This is a genomic window from Mycobacterium sp. E1214, from assembly GCF_001666755.1.
Taxonomy (GTDB): Bacteria; Actinomycetota; Actinomycetes; order Mycobacteriales; family Mycobacteriaceae; genus Mycobacterium.
In genome coordinates this window covers 125055-141477 of sequence record NZ_LZJC01000082.1, presented here as the reverse complement: position 1 = coordinate 141477, position 16423 = coordinate 125055, and the positions used below count along the sequence as shown (strand labels likewise).

Annotated in this window: 17 protein-coding genes; 12 read left to right on the top strand and 5 right to left on the bottom strand. The window is 70.5% G+C overall.

Going from position 1 to position 16423, the window contains the following annotated elements; genetic code table 11:
* Window positions 1–35 precede the first annotated feature (35 nt).
* Genes A5700_RS10220 through A5700_RS10200 form a run of 5 tightly spaced genes read left to right on the top strand, consistent with a single transcriptional unit; the run spans window position 36 to window position 4704 of the window.
* Window positions 36–1460 (top strand): MmgE/PrpD family protein, encoded by a 1425-nt coding sequence (locus A5700_RS10220; RefSeq protein WP_068073260.1) that lies wholly within the window; start codon window positions 36–38, stop codon window positions 1458–1460.
* A gap of 10 nt (window positions 1461–1470) precedes the next feature.
* Window positions 1471–2361: an oxaloacetate decarboxylase gene (locus tag A5700_RS10215; RefSeq protein ID WP_068073262.1), complete on the top strand. Its 891-nt coding sequence runs from the start codon at window positions 1471–1473 to the stop codon at window positions 2359–2361.
* Entirely contained in the window at window positions 2352–3599 is a 1248-nt protein-coding gene (locus A5700_RS10210; RefSeq protein ID WP_068073264.1) for an aconitase/3-isopropylmalate dehydratase large subunit family protein, read from the top strand. The genes A5700_RS10215 and A5700_RS10210 overlap by 10 nt, the downstream gene beginning before the upstream one ends.
* Window positions 3596–4156, top strand: coding sequence for a 3-isopropylmalate dehydratase (locus tag A5700_RS10205; RefSeq protein ID WP_068073266.1), 561 nt, complete (start codon window positions 3596–3598; stop codon window positions 4154–4156). Before A5700_RS10210 ends, A5700_RS10205 begins: the two co-directional genes overlap by 4 nt.
* Window positions 4153–4704, top strand: coding sequence for a YbhB/YbcL family Raf kinase inhibitor-like protein (locus A5700_RS10200; RefSeq protein WP_068073268.1), 552 nt, complete (start codon window positions 4153–4155; stop codon window positions 4702–4704). Before A5700_RS10205 ends, A5700_RS10200 begins: the two co-directional genes overlap by 4 nt.
* Window positions 4705–4711: 7 nt before the next feature.
* Here A5700_RS10200 and A5700_RS10195 read toward each other — a convergent pair whose 3' ends face one another.
* Window positions 4712–5239 (bottom strand): GNAT family N-acetyltransferase, encoded by a 528-nt coding sequence (locus A5700_RS10195; protein WP_068073270.1) that lies wholly within the window; start codon window positions 5237–5239, stop codon window positions 4712–4714.
* 180 nt (window positions 5240–5419) lie between these two features.
* Here A5700_RS10195 and A5700_RS10190 point away from each other — a divergent pair, with 180 nt between their 5' ends.
* Both A5700_RS10190 and A5700_RS10185 read left to right on the top strand, forming a co-directional pair.
* Window positions 5420–5827 carry a hypothetical protein gene (locus A5700_RS10190; protein ID WP_068073272.1) on the top strand — a complete coding sequence of 136 codons (408 nt, stop codon included), beginning with the start codon at window positions 5420–5422 and terminating at the stop codon, window positions 5825–5827.
* A 53-nt stretch (window positions 5828–5880) separates the two neighbouring features.
* Window positions 5881–7215 carry a PLP-dependent aminotransferase family protein gene (locus A5700_RS10185; protein ID WP_068073274.1) on the top strand — a complete coding sequence of 445 codons (1335 nt, stop codon included), beginning with the start codon at window positions 5881–5883 and terminating at the stop codon, window positions 7213–7215.
* A gap of 12 nt (window positions 7216–7227) precedes the next feature.
* Here the strand turns inward: A5700_RS10185 and A5700_RS10180 are convergent, their stop codons facing one another.
* Window positions 7228–9270 carry an NAD(+) synthase gene (locus A5700_RS10180; protein WP_068073276.1) on the bottom strand — a complete coding sequence of 681 codons (2043 nt, stop codon included), beginning with the start codon at window positions 9268–9270 and terminating at the stop codon, window positions 7228–7230.
* Between the two features lie 81 nt (window positions 9271–9351).
* Between A5700_RS10180 and A5700_RS10175 the strand changes: the two genes are divergently transcribed.
* Both A5700_RS10175 and A5700_RS10170 read left to right on the top strand, forming a co-directional pair.
* The gene (locus A5700_RS10175) at window positions 9352–9891 is read left to right on the top strand and encodes a cysteine hydrolase family protein (protein WP_068073278.1); all 540 of its coding nucleotides are present in this window, start codon (window positions 9352–9354) and stop codon (window positions 9889–9891) included.
* Window positions 9892–9908: 17 nt separating this feature from the next.
* Window positions 9909–10763, top strand: coding sequence for an NAD-dependent protein deacetylase (locus A5700_RS10170; RefSeq protein WP_068204699.1), 855 nt, complete (start codon window positions 9909–9911; stop codon window positions 10761–10763).
* Between the two features lie 32 nt (window positions 10764–10795).
* Here the strand turns inward: A5700_RS10170 and A5700_RS10165 are convergent, their stop codons facing one another.
* A complete protein-coding gene (locus A5700_RS10165) occupies window positions 10796–12064 on the bottom strand; it encodes a cytochrome P450 (protein WP_068073282.1) in 1269 nt (422 codons plus the stop codon).
* A gap of 104 nt (window positions 12065–12168) precedes the next feature.
* On the opposite strand from A5700_RS10165, the gene A5700_RS10160 reads away from it, so the two are divergent.
* From A5700_RS10160 to A5700_RS10150, 3 genes are read left to right on the top strand one after another with little or no spacing between them, the layout of a single operon-like run.
* On the top strand, window positions 12169–12819 hold the full coding sequence (locus A5700_RS10160; protein ID WP_068073284.1) for a TetR/AcrR family transcriptional regulator: 651 nt from the start codon (window positions 12169–12171) through the stop codon (window positions 12817–12819).
* A gap of 58 nt (window positions 12820–12877) precedes the next feature.
* Window positions 12878–13369: a MarR family winged helix-turn-helix transcriptional regulator gene (locus tag A5700_RS10155; RefSeq protein WP_068073286.1), complete on the top strand. Its 492-nt coding sequence runs from the start codon at window positions 12878–12880 to the stop codon at window positions 13367–13369.
* A gap of 8 nt (window positions 13370–13377) precedes the next feature.
* On the top strand, window positions 13378–13803 hold the full coding sequence (locus A5700_RS10150; RefSeq protein WP_068073288.1) for a DUF5313 domain-containing protein: 426 nt from the start codon (window positions 13378–13380) through the stop codon (window positions 13801–13803).
* A 13-nt stretch (window positions 13804–13816) separates the two neighbouring features.
* On the opposite strand, the gene proB is transcribed toward A5700_RS10150, so the two are convergent.
* Together proB and obgE are read right to left on the bottom strand one after the other, a co-directional pair.
* Window positions 13817–14923: a glutamate 5-kinase gene (gene proB, locus A5700_RS10145; protein WP_156671180.1), complete on the bottom strand. Its 1107-nt coding sequence runs from the start codon at window positions 14921–14923 to the stop codon at window positions 13817–13819.
* Window positions 14917–16359 (bottom strand): GTPase ObgE, encoded by a 1443-nt coding sequence (gene obgE, locus A5700_RS10140; protein WP_068073292.1) that lies wholly within the window; start codon window positions 16357–16359, stop codon window positions 14917–14919. Before obgE ends, proB begins: the two co-directional genes overlap by 7 nt.
* Between the last annotated feature and the right edge of the window lie 64 nt (window positions 16360–16423).

The window sequence follows — 16423 nt, the reverse complement described above, 5'->3', positions numbered from 1 at the left end:
GAACTATAACAACCAACCCGACGAGAGGAGCCACGATGAGCGCACCGGCGCCGCCCGCGGCCACCGACCCGGCGGGACCGACCGGCCGCCTTGCCACCTGGGTCGCGGACCTCGCGCTCGCCGACGTGCCGCCGCCCATCGTCGAACGCGCCAAGCACCTCCTGCTCGATGGCATCGGGTGCGCCCTGATCGGCGCCCAGTTGCCGTGGTCCCGGCTCGCCACCGGGGCCGTGCTCGATCTGGAAAGCCCCGGCCCCACCGTGGTCGTCGGCACCGGCCGCACGACCGGGGCGCCCGCCGCCGCCATCCTCAACGGCACCTTCATCCAGGGCTTCGAACTCGACGACTTCCATCCCCTGGCCCCGCTGCACAGCTGCTCGCTTGTAATTCCCGCGCTGCTGTCGACCGCCGCGACCCGGACGGTCCCGACGACGGGCGCCGACCTGTTGCTCGCGGCGATCGCCGGGTTCGAAGTCGGTCCGCGGGTGGGCCTGACCTTGCACGGCACCCAGATGCTCGACCGCGGCTGGCACTCGGGCGCGGTGTTCGGCACCCACGCGGCGGCAATGGCGTCCGGCAAGCTGCGCGAACTGCCCCCGGCGCAACTCGAAGACGCCCTCGGCCTGGCCGGCACGCAATCGAGCGGATTGATGGCCGCGCAGTACGAGGCCATGAGCAAGCGCATGCACCATGGCCTGGCGGCGCGCAACGGCTTCTACGCCGCCGGCCTCGCTGCGGCCGGCTACACCGGCATCAAGCGGGTGTTCGAGCGCGAATACGGCGGCTTCCTCAGCGTTTTCGGTGAGGGCCACGACCCCGACGCGGCGCTGTTGACCGCCGGACTCGGCGAGCACTGGGAAACCGGCGTCATCATGGTCAAGTCCTACGCCGCCATGGGCGGTCTGCACGGGGCCATCGACGCCGCGCGCCGACTGCGCCGGCAGGTGGCCCCCGACGACATCACCGCGATCGACATCACCGTCGGCGAAACGATCTACAAGCACGGTTGGTGGCCACCGCAACGGCCCCTCACCCCGATCGGCGCCCAGATGCACATCGCCTACGCCACCGCCGCGGCCCTGCTGGACGGCAACGTGCTGCCCGAGCAGTTCACGCCCGCGCGGCTGGACTCCGACGACATCTGGTCGTTGATCGCGGCGACGTCGGTGCACCTCGACGCGTCGCTGACCCGCGCCGACGAGAAGTGGCGCACCGATCTTGTCGTGACGACGCGCGACGGCGCGGTGCACCGCGCCCGCGTGTCGGTGCCCCACGGCGCCCCCACCGATCCGGTGACCAACGCCGAACTCGTCGCGAAATTCCACGCGCTTGCCGACCGGGTGACCAGCCGCGCCCGCGCCAACGCGATCGAGGCGGCGCTGACGGGCCTGGACAGCCTCGAGGACATCGCAGACCTCATCGACCTGCTCGCCCCGCCCGTCGCGGGCGCGCTCGACTGAAAGGAACGACATGCCCAGCACCGCACCCCGGCGACGACTCCGGGAACTGCTCGATAGCCGCGAATTGATCATCGCGCCAGGCGTTTTCGACGGCATCTCGGCACAACTGACCAAGCGGACCGGCCACGCCGCGGCCTACCTGACGGGCGCCGGCGTGGCGGCCTCGGGCTTCGGGCTGCCCGACATCGGGCTGGTGACCGGTTCCGAGATGGCCGAGCGGGCCGCCATGATCACCCAGGCGCTGGGCGACGTCCCGCTGATCGCCGACGCCGACACCGGTTACGGCGGACCAATGAACGTGGTGCGGACCGTGCGCGCCTACGACGCGGCCGGGGTGGCGGCGATCCAGTTGGAGGATCAAGTCTTTCCCAAGCGCTGCGGTCACCTACCGGACAAGCAGGTAGTCGACGCGGCGGTGTTCGAGCAGACCCTGGCCGCGGCGCTGGACGCTCGCTCGGATGACGACTTGCTGGTGGTGGCCCGCACCGATGCCCGCGCACCACTCGGCTTGGACGCCGCGATCGAGCGCGCCAACCGCTACGCGCGGGCGGGCGCCGACGTCATCTTCGTGGAGGCACCGCAGGACGCCGCCGAGATCGAGCGCATCGCAAGGGAAGTCGACGCTGTTCTGCTGATCAACCTGGTGCAGGGCGGCCTTACGCCGCTCGAGTCACCCGCCCGGCTGCAGGAACTGGGCTACGCCATCGCCATCCACCCGAGCAACCTGCTGCTGCACGCGACTCTGGGCATGCTGCACAGCCTCTGCGAGCTCAACGGCACCGACGCCGCGGCCCACCTGCCCGGCAGTCCCGCCGACTTCTTCAACTTGGTCGGCATGGCCGACTGGCGCTCCCTCGACGACAAGTACGCGCACCGCAGTAAGGCCGCCTCATGGGCATGACCATCATCGAAAAGATCCTCGCCCGCAAGGCCGGCCGCGAGGCGGTGGCGCCGGGTGACACCGTCGTGGTCGACGTCGACATGACGGTGCTGATCGACCTGCAATTCGCCACCATGTGGATCCCACCGACGCGGATCCACGACCCCGACAAGCTCGCGGTCATCATGGACCACGCCGTGCCCGCGCCCACCATCAAGGACGCGACCGGCGGCGGGCACGCCCGAAAGTTCGCCGCCGACTTCGGCATCCAACGCTTCTACGACGTGGGACGGCACGGCATCTGCCATCAGGTGATCGCCGAGAACGGCTTGGCGCGCCCCGGCGAGATCCTGGCCTGCACCGACTCGCACACCTGCGCGGCCGGCGCCTACAACACCGCCGCCCGCGGGCTGGGGCCGGCGGAGATCTACTCGATCATGTGCACCGGCACCACGTGGTTTCAGGTCGCGCCGACCATCCGCTACCAGCTCGAGGGCGTCAAACCCGGCGCGGTCAGTGGCAAGGACATCTTCTTGCACATCGCCAACGAATACGGCGACGCCCCCAACCTCAACCTGGAATTCGGGGGCCCGGGGCTGGCCGGCATCCCGATGCACGACCGGCGCACCATTGCCACCCAGGGCGCCGAGGTGTCGGCCGATTTCAGCACGTTCGAACCCGACGAGGTGTTGGCCGCCTTCCTACGCGACCGCGGGGTGACCGCATACCATTCCGCCGCACCGGATTCCGACGCCTCCTACCAGGAGGTTCACCACATCGACCTCGCCGGACTGGAACCCTACGTCGCGCTACCGGGCACCGTCAGCCACAACGGCGTGCCGGTTTCCCGGTTGGGCCGGCAGAAGATCGACCAGGCATTCATCGGGTCGTGCGCCAACGGCCAGCTCGAAGACCTCGAAATCGCCGCGGACGTGTTGCGCGGCAACATGATAGCGCCGGGCGTGCGGCTGCTGGTCACGCCCGCCTCCCAGGCCGTGTACCGGGAAGCCATGCGGCGTGGCTACCTGCAAGACATCGCCGACGCCGGCGCGGTCATCACCAACTCCACGTGCGGCGCCTGCTTCGGCTATCACATGGGCGTAGTCGGCCCCGGCGAGGTGTGCCTCACGTCGAGCACCCGCAACTTCACCGGCCGCATGGGCAGCACCGACGCCGAGATCTTCATGGCGGCCCCGGCGACGGTCGCCGCGTCCGCGATCGCCGGTTACATCACCGATCCCAGGAGCGTGACCGAATGACCTTGTCCTTCAGCGGGAAAGTCTGGGTGTTCGGCGACAGCCTCAACACCGACGCCATGTATCCGGCCTTTGCCATGAAGATGGAGCCCGCCGAGGCGGCCAAGCACATCTTCTACGAGGTGCGACCCGGTTGGACCGACGAGGTGTCTGCGGGCGATATCGTCGTGGCGGGCAAGAACTTCGGGCTCGGGTCGTCGCGCCCGGTCGCCGCGCTGTTCAGCGAGCTCGGGATCGCCGGCCTGGTGGCCGAGGAGTTCAACTCGCTGTTCTTCCGCAACGCCGTCAACGCCGGCCTGCCGGCGATGACGGTCCCCGACGCCACGAGCGCGTTCCGCGAGGGCGACACCGGCACCTTCGACCTGAGCGCCGGCACCTGGCGCAACGACAGCACCGGCGCCGGCGGCACCGTTCCCAAGCTGCCCGACCTGCTCCTCGACATCATCGCGAGCGGCGGTGTCATGCCGCGGCTGGCCGGGCAAGGCTTCCTGCCGGCCGAACTCGGCGACCTGCTACGGTCACCCAGCGTGGCGATGCGGGGCGCCGGGAGCGGCGCATGATCGAGTTGCTGGGCAAGTCGCTGCGCGGTCTGCGCGCCGACGCGCGACGTAGCCCATTGGCGCACAACGACTTTGCGGCCGCCGAAACCATCTCGGTGACCAGCGCCGCCTTCGCCGACGGGGCGGCGCTGCCGCGGGCCAGCGCCGGCAAGGGCGTCGGTGACGATCAGTCACCACCGCTGTGCTGGGCCGGTGTGCCGGCCACGGCGCGGGCACTGGTGCTCATCATCGACGACGTCGACGTTCCGCTGCCGCGCCCGCTGCTGCACACCGTGGCGGTGATCGAGCCGTCGCTACCCGGGCTCGACGCCGGCGCATTGCACCCCGCGACGGCCGGCGTCCGCTTCGTCCGCGCCGACCTGGGCAACCGCGGCTACGCCGGGCCGCGCCCCATCCCCGGGCACGGGCCACACCGGTACCGCTTCCACCTCTTGGCCGTCGACCGGCCGATTCCCGATTCGGTCAACACCGCCAAGGCGCTATTGGCCGCGGTGCGCGGACACGTGCTGGCCCGCGGAACTTTGACGGGCACCTACGAGCGCGGCTAGCCCCGCGTCAACTCCGACTTCGAACGACGCGGGCATAGCTGACGCCGCTGTCGTGCTCCAGCGACACCGCGCCGAACCGGGCCAACTTGCCCAGCAGCCGCCCGTTGGCGGACAGCGCGGACGCGCACAGCGGCGCCTCGGGTCCCACCAGTTGCACCAGGCGGCCGAGCAGCAACGTGCCGATGCCGTTGCGCTGATAGCGGTCCTCGACCAGGAGGCCCAACTCCCAGCTGCCGTCGGGCGTATGGGCCGCGCTGCCCAACCCGACGACCTCGCCGGGGCGGCCGGGGCAGGTCGCGACCACCGCGAGGTGCTCGTCGCCGCCGTCGAGCATCGAACGCAGATAGGAGGCCGGAAACGACGAGCCGGGTCCGAGCCAGCGGGCATGCCGCGTGGCCTGGCTGCACCGCTCGTGCATCCGCAGGATCGCCGCGCCGTCGGTGCGCCGGATCGGCCGGACGCGCGGCGGGAGCGGCGTCCCGATCCGCGCCGCGCGCGCGGCCGGGATGTCCGGACAGTGTGGGGCCATCAGCATCGTCGGTACCTCCTGAGGGCCCGAGCGTAGCCACGCATGTTAGGACAATCGACAAATTGTCCTAGCTACATTGCGCGGTGCAGCACCGTTGGCAGCGGTTGGCAGCGTCTGACGTCGAGGTGGCAGTGGTTTTCGGCGAGCGTCGGGGCAGGCAACACCGCCGCAACGAAAGGAACCACCATGGCCGCCACCACCATCGCCCCCGCCACGACCCGCGACCGGCTGCTGCGCCTCGCGATGCGCGCCGACGCCGCGATCAGCGCCCTGGTCGGCTTGGCCGGCATTCCCCTGGCGGGCCGGCTGGCCGACATCTCGGGCACCACCGCGGCATACGAGGACGCCATGGCGGCCTTTCTGGTCGGCTACGGCGTGGTCGTGTTCTGGCTGGCCGGCCGGCCCACGGTCATCCGCACCGGCATGGGCGTCATCGTGGCCAACCTGCTCTACACGGTGGCCGCCATCGGGCTGGTACTGGCGGACGTTTTCCCGTTGACCACCGCGGGCGTCGCCCTGACGCTCGGCTCCGGCGCGTACACGCTGCTGTTCGCCGAGCTGCAATACCAGGGCTGGCGCCGGGCGCGCGCCTGACCCGGCGCCGTGGTAGAACAATCGGCGGATTGTCCTACCCAACGAGGCGACCGATGCCGACCAGCCCCTACACCGCGCTCGTGGATCGACTGACCGCCGACATCCGCGCGGGCCGCCTGCCGCCGGGCACCCGGCTGCCCACCCACCGGGATCTGGCCCGGCGGCACGGCATCGCGCTGGCCACGGCGACGCGCGTCTACGCCCACCTGGCGCGGGCCGGGCTGGTGTCCGGTGAACCGGGCCGCGGGACGTTCGTCCGGGACCAGGGCGGCTACGGCGGCCTGGACGGGCGCCGCATCCCCGCGGCGTCCCGGGTCGCCGACCTGTCGTTCAACCAGCCGCTGGCCGACGAGCAGCCCGAGCAACTGCGCGAAGCGTTGCGGGCTCTGGCCGCAACGGGAGACCTGGGGTCGGTGCTCACCCAGCACGCACCCGGTGGCCGAACCGCCGACCGGGCCGCGGTGGCGACGTACCTCCTCGACCGCGACATCGACGTGCCGCCCGACAACGTGGTGCTCACCGCCGGATCGCAGCACGGCCTGGACGTCGCGCTGCGGGTGCTGGCCCGCCCCGGGGCGATCGTCGCCGCCGAGGAGCTGACCTACCCCGGCATCAAGGTGCTCGCCGAAGACCGCGCCGTGGAGTTGGCGCCGTTCCCGACCGGCACCGGCGGGCCGGATCTCGACGCGCTGACGGCCCTGTGCGAGCGGCGCCGCGTCGCGGCCGTCTACGTCATGCCGACCCTGCAGAACCCCCTCGGCCACACCATGTCTCGGCGGGACCGGGCCCGGCTGGTCGACGTCGCGCGCCGGCACGATTGCGCCATCATCGAGGACGGGACGTACGCCTTCCTCGAGCCGCAGGCCGGCCCCCCGCTGTACGCGCTGGCGCCGGAACGCACGCTGCACGTGGCGAGCTTCTCGAAGAACCTCGCCACCGGCCTGCGCTTCGGCTTCGTCGTGACGCCGGACCGGCATCTACCGCGGGCCAACCAGGCGCTGCGGGCTTCGAGTTGGGGCACGTCGAGCCTGGTGTCGGCAGTGGTCACGCGCTGGCTGGCCGACGGCACGGTCGCACGGCTGGAGAAGGACCGCCGCGGCGACGCCCGGCGTCGCCAGGAGCTCGCGCGCCGCGCGCTGGCGCCGCTGGACTATCACGGCGCCCCGTCCTCGTACTACGGCTGGCTGCGGCTGCCCGACCACGCGCGAGCCGACGGCGTCGCACACCGGCTGGGCGACCGAGGCGTCCTGGTGTCGACGGCCCAGGCGTTCTGCGTCACCGCGCACCCGCCGAACGCGTTGCGCCTGGCATTGGGCACGCCCACCCTTTCCGACCTGGCCGACGCCCTGCAGCGGGTCCGCGAGGTCGTCGACGCCGAGCGGCCGTGACGGGTCTGCGACTCACTCCTCGGGGATTTCGCGCTGGATCTCGTCGAGCCAGATGCGCGCCGACATGTCCGACGGGGCGCGCCAGTCGCCGCGCGGCGACAGCGCCCCGCCGTGGGACACCTTGGGCCCGTTCGGCAGCGCCGACCGCTTGAACTGGCTGAACGAATAGAACCGTTGCACGAAGATCGCCAACCAGTGTCGAATCTCCTTGAGCGAGTAGGACGGCCGCTTGTCGTCCGGGAAGCCCGGCGGCCAGGTGCCGCGCTCGGTGTCGCTCCACGCGTGCCAGGCCAAGAAGGCGATCTTCGACGGCCGGAACCCGTAGCGCAGCACGTGGAATAGCGAGAAGTCTTGCAGGGCATAGGGTCCCACTTTGTCCTCGCTGCTCTGCAGCTCCTCCTCCTCGCCGCTGGGGACCAGCTCCGGGGAGATCTCGGTGTCCACCACCGACTGCAGCACGTCGGTGACGTCCGATTCGAACTGGCCCGAGGAGATCACCCACCGAATTAGGTGCTGGATCAACGTCTTCGGGACGCCGCCGTTGACGTTGTAGTGCGACATCTGGTCGCCGACCCCGTACGTCGACCAGCCCAGGGCCAGCTCGGAAAGGTCGCCGGTGCCCAGCACGATGCCGCCGCGCTGATTGGCCAGCCGGAACAGGTAATCGGTGCGCAGACCGGCTTGAACGTTCTCGAAGGTGACGTCGTAGACCTTCTCGCCGCGCCCGAAGGGATGGTCGATCTCCTTGAACATCAGCTTCGCCGTTTCGGTGATGTCGATCTCGGAGAACGTGACGCCCAGCGCGTTGCACAGCTCGATGGCGTTGCGCTTGGTCCGGTCGCCGGTGGCGAAGCCGGGCAGCGTGAAGGCCAGGATGTCGCTGCGGGGCCGCTGCTCGCGGTCCATCGCGTGCGCGGCGACGATCAGCGCGTGCGTGGAGTCCAGGCCGCCGGAGATGCCGATGACGACCTTGGGGTAATCCAACGCGCGCAACCGCTGCTCGAGCCCCGAGACCTGGATGTTGTACGCCTCGTAGCAGTCCTGTTCCAATCGCTCGGGGTCGGCGGGCACGAACGGGAATCGCTCGATGTCGCGCAGCAGCCCGATGTCACCGCCCGGCGGGTCGAGCCGAAATTCAATGCGCCGGTAGGCGTCCGCCGTACCTCGGTGGTGTCGGCGATTGTCATCGAAGGTCCCCATCCGGAGCCGCTCGGAGCGCAGCAGGTGCAGGTCGACGTCGGCGACGCAGCGGCGCTCACCCTTGGGGAAGCGCTCGGACTCGGCGAGCAGCTCGGCGTTCTCCCAGATCATGGTCTCGCCGTCCCACGCCAGGTCGGTGGTCGACTCCCCCTCGCCGGCCGCTGCGTAGATGTAAGCGGCCAGGCACCGCGCGGAGGCGGAGCGCGCCAACAGCTTTCGATCCTCGGACCGGCCGATCGTGATGGGGCTGCCGGACAGGTTGGCCAACACCGTCGCGCCCGCGAGGGCCGCCTCGGCGCTGGGCGGGATCGGCACGAACATGTCCTCGCAGATCTCCACGTGCAGCACCAGGCCGGGCACGTCCGACGCGGCGAACAGCAAGTCCGGGCCGAACGGCGCCTCGACGTCACCGATGCGCACGGTGCCGCGTTCGTCGTCGCCGGCCGCGATCTGGCGGCCCTCGTAGAACTCGCGGTAGGTGGGCGGGTAGGACTTGGGGACGACGCCCAGCACCGTGCCGCGATGGATCACCACCGCGGTGTTGTAGATGCGGTGCCGGTAGCGCAGGGGCGCCCCGACGACCAGGACGGGCAGCAGGTCGGTGGAGGCCGCGACGATGCGCTCGACCGCCCCGACCACGTCGTCGAGCAGCAGGTCCTGCAAGACGATGTCCTCGATGGAGTAGCCCGACAAGGTGAGCTCCGGGAAGACCGCCACCGCAACGGCGTCGTCGTGGCACTCGCGCGCCAGCCCCAGCACCGATTCGGCGTTGGCCGCCGGGTCGCCGATCCGGACGTGGTGGGTGCAGGCGGCGACGCGCGCAAAGCCCTGCTGATAAGCGTTGTAGAAGTCCATCGCCCTTCCATCGTCGTCCGGTGTCTGTGCCCTGCCGCCCTTCGGCCGTGTCAACCGCCGGCCGCCGGGTATGTCTCCATCATGAGCGATACCGCCCTCGTCATCGTCGACATGATGAACACCTACCAGCATCCCGACGCTGAAGATCTCATACCCAATGTCGCCACCATCATCGACCCGCTGGCCGATGTGATCCGGCGCGCCCGCGGCACCGACGGAGTGGACCTGGTCTACGTCAACGACAACTACGGCGACTTCGCCGCGCAGTTTTCCGACATCGTGAACTCGGCGCTCAACGGCGCGCGGCCCGATCTGGTCAAGCCAATCCTGCCGGCCGACGAGTGCCGCGTGATGACCAAGGTGCGGCACAGCGCCTTCTACGCGACCGCCCTGGCCTACCTGCTCAACCGGCTGGAGACCAAGCGGGTGATCCTCACCGGCCAGGTCACCGAGCAATGCATCCTCTACACCGCGCTCGACGCCTACGTGCGGCACTTCTCCGTCGTCATTCCCACCGACGCCGTCGCGGGGATCGACCCCGAACTGGCTGACGCCGCGCTGAAGATGATGGAGCGCAACATGTCCGCGGAGCTGACGACCGCGGCCGACTGTCTCGGCTGATCCGTACGCTGGGACAGATGAGTGCCGCGCCCGCCGAAGCCCCGGAATTGGTGGGCCTGCTGGCCGGTCGCCGCATCGCGGTGCTGACGGGGGCCGGCCTGTCGACCGATTCCGGCATCCCCGATTACCGCGGCCCCGATTCGCCGCCCAGCAATCCCATGACCATCCGGCAGTTCACCTCGGACCCGGTGTTCCGCCAGCGCTACTGGGCGCGCAACCACGTCGGCTGGCGGCACATGGACGACACACTGCCCAACGCGGGTCACCGGGCGCTGGCGGCCCTGGAGCGCGCGTCGGTGGTCACCGGCGTCGTGACGCAGAACGTGGATCTGCTGCACACCAAGGCGGGCAGCCGCAACGTGGTCGACCTGCACGGCACCTACGCCGGCGTGGTGTGCCTGAGCTGCGGGCACACCATGACCCGCGCCGCGCTGGCCGACCGGCTCGACGCGCTCAACCCCGGCTTCCTCGATCGCGCCGAGGCCCTCGGCGGGCTGGCGGTCGCGCCCGACGCCGACGCCGTCGTCGCCGACACGGCGTCGTTTCGCTACCTCGACTGCCCGGTGTGCGGCGGCATCCTCAAGCCCGACATCGTCTACTTTGGCGAGTCGGTGCCCAAAGAGGTTGTCGCGCAAGCTTTCGCGATGGTCGAGGAGGCGCAGGCCCTGTTGGTGGCCGGGTCGTCGCTCACCGTGTTCTCCGGGTACCGCTTCGTACGCCACGCCGCCGCGCTGGGCATCCCGGTCGCCATCATCAACCGGGGCCGCACCCGCGGTGACGATTTGGCCACCGTGAAGGTCGACGGCGGCTGCTCGGAGTTGTTGGCATTGCTCGCCGACGAGCTGGTGGCCGTGGCGACCTCCGGGCGTTGACCGCGCCGTAACACCCTCTCCTGCAACGGGCTTCAGAACGTGCAGGGCATGCTGCGGACCGCATGAATAAAGTTGCCCGGCACGTAGGCCGGATCCCCCGCCTCGATGTTCGGCAGCTGCCGCAGCAATTCGGCGAAGATGGCCCGCAGCTGCGCGCGCGCCACGTGGGCGCCGAGGCAGAAGTGCACGCCACCGCCGCCGAACCCGACGTGCGGGTTGGGGTCGCGACCCAGGTCAAGCCGCTCGGGGTGATCGAACACCTCGGTGTCCCAGTTGCCGGAGGTGTAGAACATGACCACCTTCTCCCCCGCCGCGATCCGCTGGCCGCCCAGCTCCAGATCGGTGGCGGCGGTGCGGCGGAAGGTCATCACCGGCGTGGCCCACCGGATGAACTCCTCGACCGCGGTGCCGATGCGTTCGTCGAAAGCGGCTGTCAGCCAAGCACGTTCCGCCGGGAAATCGGTGAGCGCCTTCATGGCGTGGCTGGTGGTCTGGCGGGTGGTGTCGTTGCCGGCCACGGCGAGCAGCACGAAGAACGCGGCCACGTCGGCGTCGGTGAGCCGGTCGCCGTCGACCTCGGCGTTGACCAACGCGCTGAACAGGTCGTCACCGGGGTTCTTGCGCCGCTGTTCCGCCAGCGCGCCGGCGACCTGATGCAGATAGGTCTGGTTCTCGATCAGGACCTGCAAGGGGTGGCGACCGTCGAGGTAGGCCGGGTCGGCCCAGGACACCAGCGCGTCGGCGGCCTGGGCCACCTGCTGGCGCTCGGAGTCCGGAATGCCGACCATGTCGGACAGCGTGCGGACGGGCAGTTGCTTGGCGCAGTGCTCGACGAAGTCGACGCCGCTGCCGGCGGCGCGCAGTTCCGCCACGACGGCCTCGGCGTTGGACTTGATCGAGTCTTCGATGCGACGGATCTGACGCGGCGTGAACGCCGCGCTGACGAGCTTGCGGAGCTTGGTGTGCCGCGGGGGGTCCATGGCCAGGAACGACTGCGACGCCTCGAGCAGTTCGACCGGCACGTTCTCGAACATCACTCCCTTGCCGGACTGGAAGGCGGCGTTGTTGCGGCTGACCATGACGATGTCGTGGCGGCGGACGACGGCCCAGTAGCCGTGGTCGTCGGGGTCGTGCATCAACGCGTCCTCGACCGGCGGGTGCCAGCTGACCGGCCGCTCGGCCCGCAGGACGGCGAAGGACCGCTCGCGCTGCGCCGCGCTTGTCGACCAGAACGCCCGCGAGGACAGGTCGATGTCGTCGTAGGCGCGGCTGGTGCCCGACGTCCCCGGCAGCACGGTCATGGTGGTCCCTTTCGCTCGTATGACCCTGGTCACAAACTCTCCGCGACAATATGCCTAGACAAAGTGTCTAGTCAATATGTCGAAAGCTCGGCTATGCTCGGCCGATGCCGTCGGTCACGCGTAGACCCCAGCCGCAGCGCGGATTGGACCGCGAGCAGCGCCGGGAGCAGATGGAGCGCCGGCTGCTCGACGCCACCGAGCGGCTGATGCGCGAGGGCGCCAGCTTCACCGAGCTCAGCGTGGACCGGTTGTCGACCGGCGCCGGCATCTCGCGGGCGAGCTTCTACATCTATTTCGAGGACAAGGGCCACCTGCTGCGCCGCCTCGCCGGCCAGGTATTCGGCGAGCTGGCCGCCGGCGCCCGGCACTGGTGGAATCTCGCCGGCCGGCACAATCCCGACGACGTGCGGACGGCGATGGCCAACGTCGTCGCGACCTACCGGCGCCACCAGGCGGTGCTGGTCGCCCTCAACGAGATGGCCGCCTACGACGCCGCCACGGGCGAGACGTACCGGGGTCTGTTGGCCGGGATCTCCGAGCAACTCGGCCGCGTCATCGAGGAGGGTCAGGCCGAGGGCTCGATTCGGCCCGGGCTACCGGCCGCCACCACCGCCAGCGCGCTCACGTGGATGGTCGAGCGGGCCTGCCAGCAGAACCTGCCCGGGCGCCCGCCCGACTACGACGCCGAGCTGACCGCGACGCTCGCCGAAATCGTCTGGGGCGCGCTGTACCTGGAGCCGGCTTCGGCCGAGTGACACGCGTGTGTCGTAGCCGACATAGTTAGGGCACTAACTATTAGCGTACGATGCAAGTATGGCGACGTCGGCGGCTGCGGAGATCGACCCGCTCGCCCTGGAACAGCAGGTCTGCTTCGCGTTGAGCGTCACCAACCGTGCCGTGCTGGCGGTCTACCGCCCACTGCTGGAGCCACTGGGGCTGACCCACCCGCAGTACCTGGTCATGCTGACGCTCTGGGACCACCGCAGATCCGCCCCGGACCCGCGGGGCGCGCTGACGGTCAAGCAGATCGCGGCCACGCTGCAGCTGGACTCCGCGACGCTGTCGCCCATGCTCAAGCGCCTCGAAGCGCTCGGGCTGATCAGCCGCAGCCGCAACGCCGACGACGAACGTTCGACCGACGTCCGGCTCACCGACAGCGGCGCCGCCCTGCGCCGGCGGGCGCTGAAGATTCCGCCCGCCGTCGTCGCGCGCCTGGGCGTCGACCTCGGCGAACTCGCGCACCTGCACCAGGTGTTGACCCGGATCAATTCGGCCGCGCTGGCGGCCGGGGCCCTCGACGACTAGGAGTCACCATGGCCACCGCACACGCCAAACCGAATCCTCTGCAGTACATCGCGTATTCGTACGGCCGCACGCTGCCCGCCTCGATGCAGGCGTGGGTGGCCAACGACCTGGCCGGCAAGGGTGCGGTGCGTCGCCACATGATCCGGTGGGCCATACCGCCGCTGATCGTGCTGGCGCCGTTCTGGCTGCTGCCCGCCTCGCTGTACGTACACACCGAGATGACGGTGCCGCTCTATGCCTGGGCGCTGCTGGTCTCGCTGGCGTTGAACAAGGTGTGGCGCCGGCATCGGCTGGCCCAGCACGGGCTGGACGCCAACCTCGTCGACGTGCTCAAGAACGAAAAGCAGGCCCGCATGCACGAGGACTACGCCCGCCGCTTCGGGCCGCGACCCGAGTCCGCGGCGTGGCAGGCCAACAGCAACCCGTTCCACTAGCGGGCGGCGGGCGCTAGACGGCGACCAGGTCGTCGGCGTGCACCGCGGGCCGGCGCAGTTCGCCGGGTAACTCCGAGGTGGAGCGGCCCATCATGGTGGCGAGTTCGGTGGCGTCGTAGGCCACCACGCCGCGGGCCACCGTGGCCCCGTCGGGTCCGCGCAGCTCGACGACGTCGCCCCCGTAGAAGCGGCCGGAGACCGCCGTGACGCCCGCGGCCAATAACGAGCGGCGCTGCGCGAGCACCGCCCGCACCGCCCCGTCGTCCAAGGTCAGCGCGCCGGCCGCGTCGGCGGCGTACCGCACCCAGAATCGGCGGGCCGACATCCGGTCGGGGCGGGCGGCGAAGACGGTGCCAACCTCGGCGTCGGTGAGCGCGGCGGCCGCGTCGGACGCGGCGGCGAGCAGCACCGGCACGCCGGCGTCCGCGGCCAGCAGCGCCGACGACATCTTGGACACCATGCCTCCGGTGCCCAGGTCGCTGCCGGGTCCGGCTTCCACGCCGGCCAGGTCCGCGGCGCCCGCGACCTCCGGAATAAACTTCGCGCCCTTGACTTTTCGCGGGTCCGAGTCGTAGAGCCCGTCGATGTCGGAGAGCAGGACCAGCGCCTCGGCACCGGTCAGGTGGGCCACCAACGCCGAGAGCCGGTCGTTGTCGCCGAAGCGGATCTCGTTGGTGGCCACCGTGTCGTTCTCGTTGACGATCGCGACCGCATGCAGGGCGCGCAGCCGGTCCAGGGTGCGCTGGGCGTTGGTGTGCTGAGCCCGCATCGAGATGTCCTGCGCGCTCAGCAACACCTGGCCGACCGTGCGCCCGTAGCGGCCGAAGGCGGCGCTCCAGGAGTTCACCAACGCGACCTGGCCGACGCTGGCGGCCGCCTGCTTGGTCGCCAAATCCCTTGGCCTGCGCGACAATCCGAGCGGTTCGATGCCCGCCGCGATGGCGCCCGAGGAGACGATGACGACGTCGGTACCGGCCTTCATCCGCGCCTCGATCGCGTCGGCCAGCCCGGCCAGCCGCCCCGCGTCGAACACCCCCGACGGCGTGGTCAACGCGTTCGTACCGATCTTGACGACCAGGCTGCGCGCGTTGCGGATCGCGTCGCGAGCCGCGCTCACGATTGGTCCCCGCGCTCCCGCCGCTGGCGGCGGGCGGCCTTGCGTTCGGCGGCGCCCACCCGGTCGGTGCGTTCCAGTCGCGCGTCGGTGCCGCGCCCCGACAGGGCCGTCTGCTGGCCGGCCGGGGTCTGCGGCTCCCAGTCGAACGTCATCTCGCCGATGGTGACGGCGCAGCCGGGCTGCGCGCCCAGCCGCAGCAGCTCCTCCTCGACACCGAGCCGGGCCAGGCGGTCGGCCAGGTAGCCCACCGCCTCGTCGTTGTCGAAGTTGGTCTGCCCGATCCAGCGCTCGGGCCGCGCGCCGGTGACGACGAAACCGCCGAGGCCGTCCGGTTCGACGGTGAAGCCGCTGTCGTCCACGGCCACCGGGCGGATGACCGGCCGGCGCGGCACGCTCGGCGGACGGGCGTCGTTGTACTCCGAGACCATCTTGGACAGCCCGAAGACCAACTGCTGCAAGCCTTCCCGCGCCACCGTCGACACCAGAAAGACCGGCCAGCCGCGCTCGGCGATCTCGTCGCGGACGAACTCGGCCAGCTCGCGGGCCTCGGGCACATCGATCTTGTTGAGCACCACCGCGCGCGGCCGCTCGGCGAGATCCTCTAGCGCCGCGTCGCCCTGCAGGGTGGGCGTGTAGGCGGCGAGCTCGGCCTCCAACGCGTCGATGTCGGAGATCGGGTCGCGGCCGGGCTCCGCGGTGGCGCAGTCGACGACGTGCACCAGCACGGCACACCGTTCGATGTGCCGGAGAAAGTCGAGGCCGAGGCCGCGGCCCTGGGACGCGCCCGGGATGAGCCCCGGCACGTCGGCCACCGTGAAGGTCCGCTCCCCGGCCGACACCACGCCGAGGTTGGGGGCCAGTGTGGTGAATGGGTAGTCGGCGATCTTGGGCTTGGCGGCCGAGATCGTGGACACCAGCGAGGATTTGCCGGCGGACGGGAATCCGACGAGCCCGACGTCGGCGACCGTCTTGAGCTCGAGAGTCAAATCGCGGGCCTCACCCGGCTCGCCCAACAGCGCGAAGCCGGGGGCCTTGCGGGCGCGCGATGCCAGCGCCGCGTTGCCCAGGCCGCCGCGACCGCCGGCGGCGGCCTCGAAACGGGTGCCGGCGCCCACCAGGTCGGCCAGCAGCCGGCCGCCATCGTCGAGCACGACGGTGCCGTCGGGCACCTTCACTTCCAGGTCGGCGCCGGCGGCGCCGTCACGGTTGTTGCCCATGCCCTGCTTGCCCGACGGCGCGGCGACATGGGGATGGAAGTGGAAGTCCAGCAGCGTGTGCACCTGCGGGTCGACGACGAACACGATGCTGCCGCCGCGGCCGCCGTTGCCGCCGTCGGGGCCGCCTAGCGGCTTGAATTTCTCGCGGTGCACCGACGCGCAGCCGTTGCCACCGGATCCCGCGCGCGCGTGGATGACGACGCGATCGACAAAGCGGGCCATCGGTTACCCATCCTCGTGAATGAAACGCCGGGGCGGAACTCGCGAAGCCGCCGCAGCGTCACGC

Excerpts from the sequence above, each read along its gene's own strand:
- A5700_RS10205 (WP_068073266.1), top strand. The coding sequence starts at position 3,596 with ATGACCTTGTCCTTCAGCGGGAAAGTCTGGGTGTTCGGCGACAGCCTC.
- A5700_RS10210 (WP_068073264.1), top strand. The coding sequence starts at position 2,352 with ATGGGCATGACCATCATCGAAAAGATCCTCGCCCGCAAGGCCGGCCGC.
- A5700_RS10150 (WP_068073288.1), top strand. The coding sequence starts at position 13,378 with ATGGCCACCGCACACGCCAAACCGAATCCTCTGCAGTACATCGCGTAT.
- obgE (WP_068073292.1), bottom strand. The coding sequence starts at position 16,359 with ATGGCCCGCTTTGTCGATCGCGTCGTCATCCACGCGCGCGCGGGATCC.
- A5700_RS10160 (WP_068073284.1), top strand. The coding sequence starts at position 12,169 with ATGCCGTCGGTCACGCGTAGACCCCAGCCGCAGCGCGGATTGGACCGC.
- A5700_RS10190 (WP_068073272.1), top strand. The coding sequence starts at position 5,420 with ATGGCCGCCACCACCATCGCCCCCGCCACGACCCGCGACCGGCTGCTG.
- A5700_RS10185 (WP_068073274.1), top strand. The coding sequence starts at position 5,881 with ATGCCGACCAGCCCCTACACCGCGCTCGTGGATCGACTGACCGCCGAC.
- A5700_RS10175 (WP_068073278.1), top strand. The coding sequence starts at position 9,352 with ATGAGCGATACCGCCCTCGTCATCGTCGACATGATGAACACCTACCAG.
- A5700_RS10170 (WP_068204699.1), top strand. The coding sequence starts at position 9,909 with ATGAGTGCCGCGCCCGCCGAAGCCCCGGAATTGGTGGGCCTGCTGGCC.
- A5700_RS10180 (WP_068073276.1), bottom strand. The coding sequence starts at position 9,270 with ATGGACTTCTACAACGCTTATCAGCAGGGCTTTGCGCGCGTCGCCGCC.
- A5700_RS10155 (WP_068073286.1), top strand. The coding sequence starts at position 12,878 with ATGGCGACGTCGGCGGCTGCGGAGATCGACCCGCTCGCCCTGGAACAG.
- A5700_RS10165 (WP_068073282.1), bottom strand. The coding sequence starts at position 12,064 with ATGACCGTGCTGCCGGGGACGTCGGGCACCAGCCGCGCCTACGACGAC.
- A5700_RS10200 (WP_068073268.1), top strand. The coding sequence starts at position 4,153 with ATGATCGAGTTGCTGGGCAAGTCGCTGCGCGGTCTGCGCGCCGACGCG.
- A5700_RS10220 (WP_068073260.1), top strand. The coding sequence starts at position 36 with ATGAGCGCACCGGCGCCGCCCGCGGCCACCGACCCGGCGGGACCGACC.
- A5700_RS10195 (WP_068073270.1), bottom strand. The coding sequence starts at position 5,239 with ATGCTGATGGCCCCACACTGTCCGGACATCCCGGCCGCGCGCGCGGCG.
- A5700_RS10215 (WP_068073262.1), top strand. The coding sequence starts at position 1,471 with ATGCCCAGCACCGCACCCCGGCGACGACTCCGGGAACTGCTCGATAGC.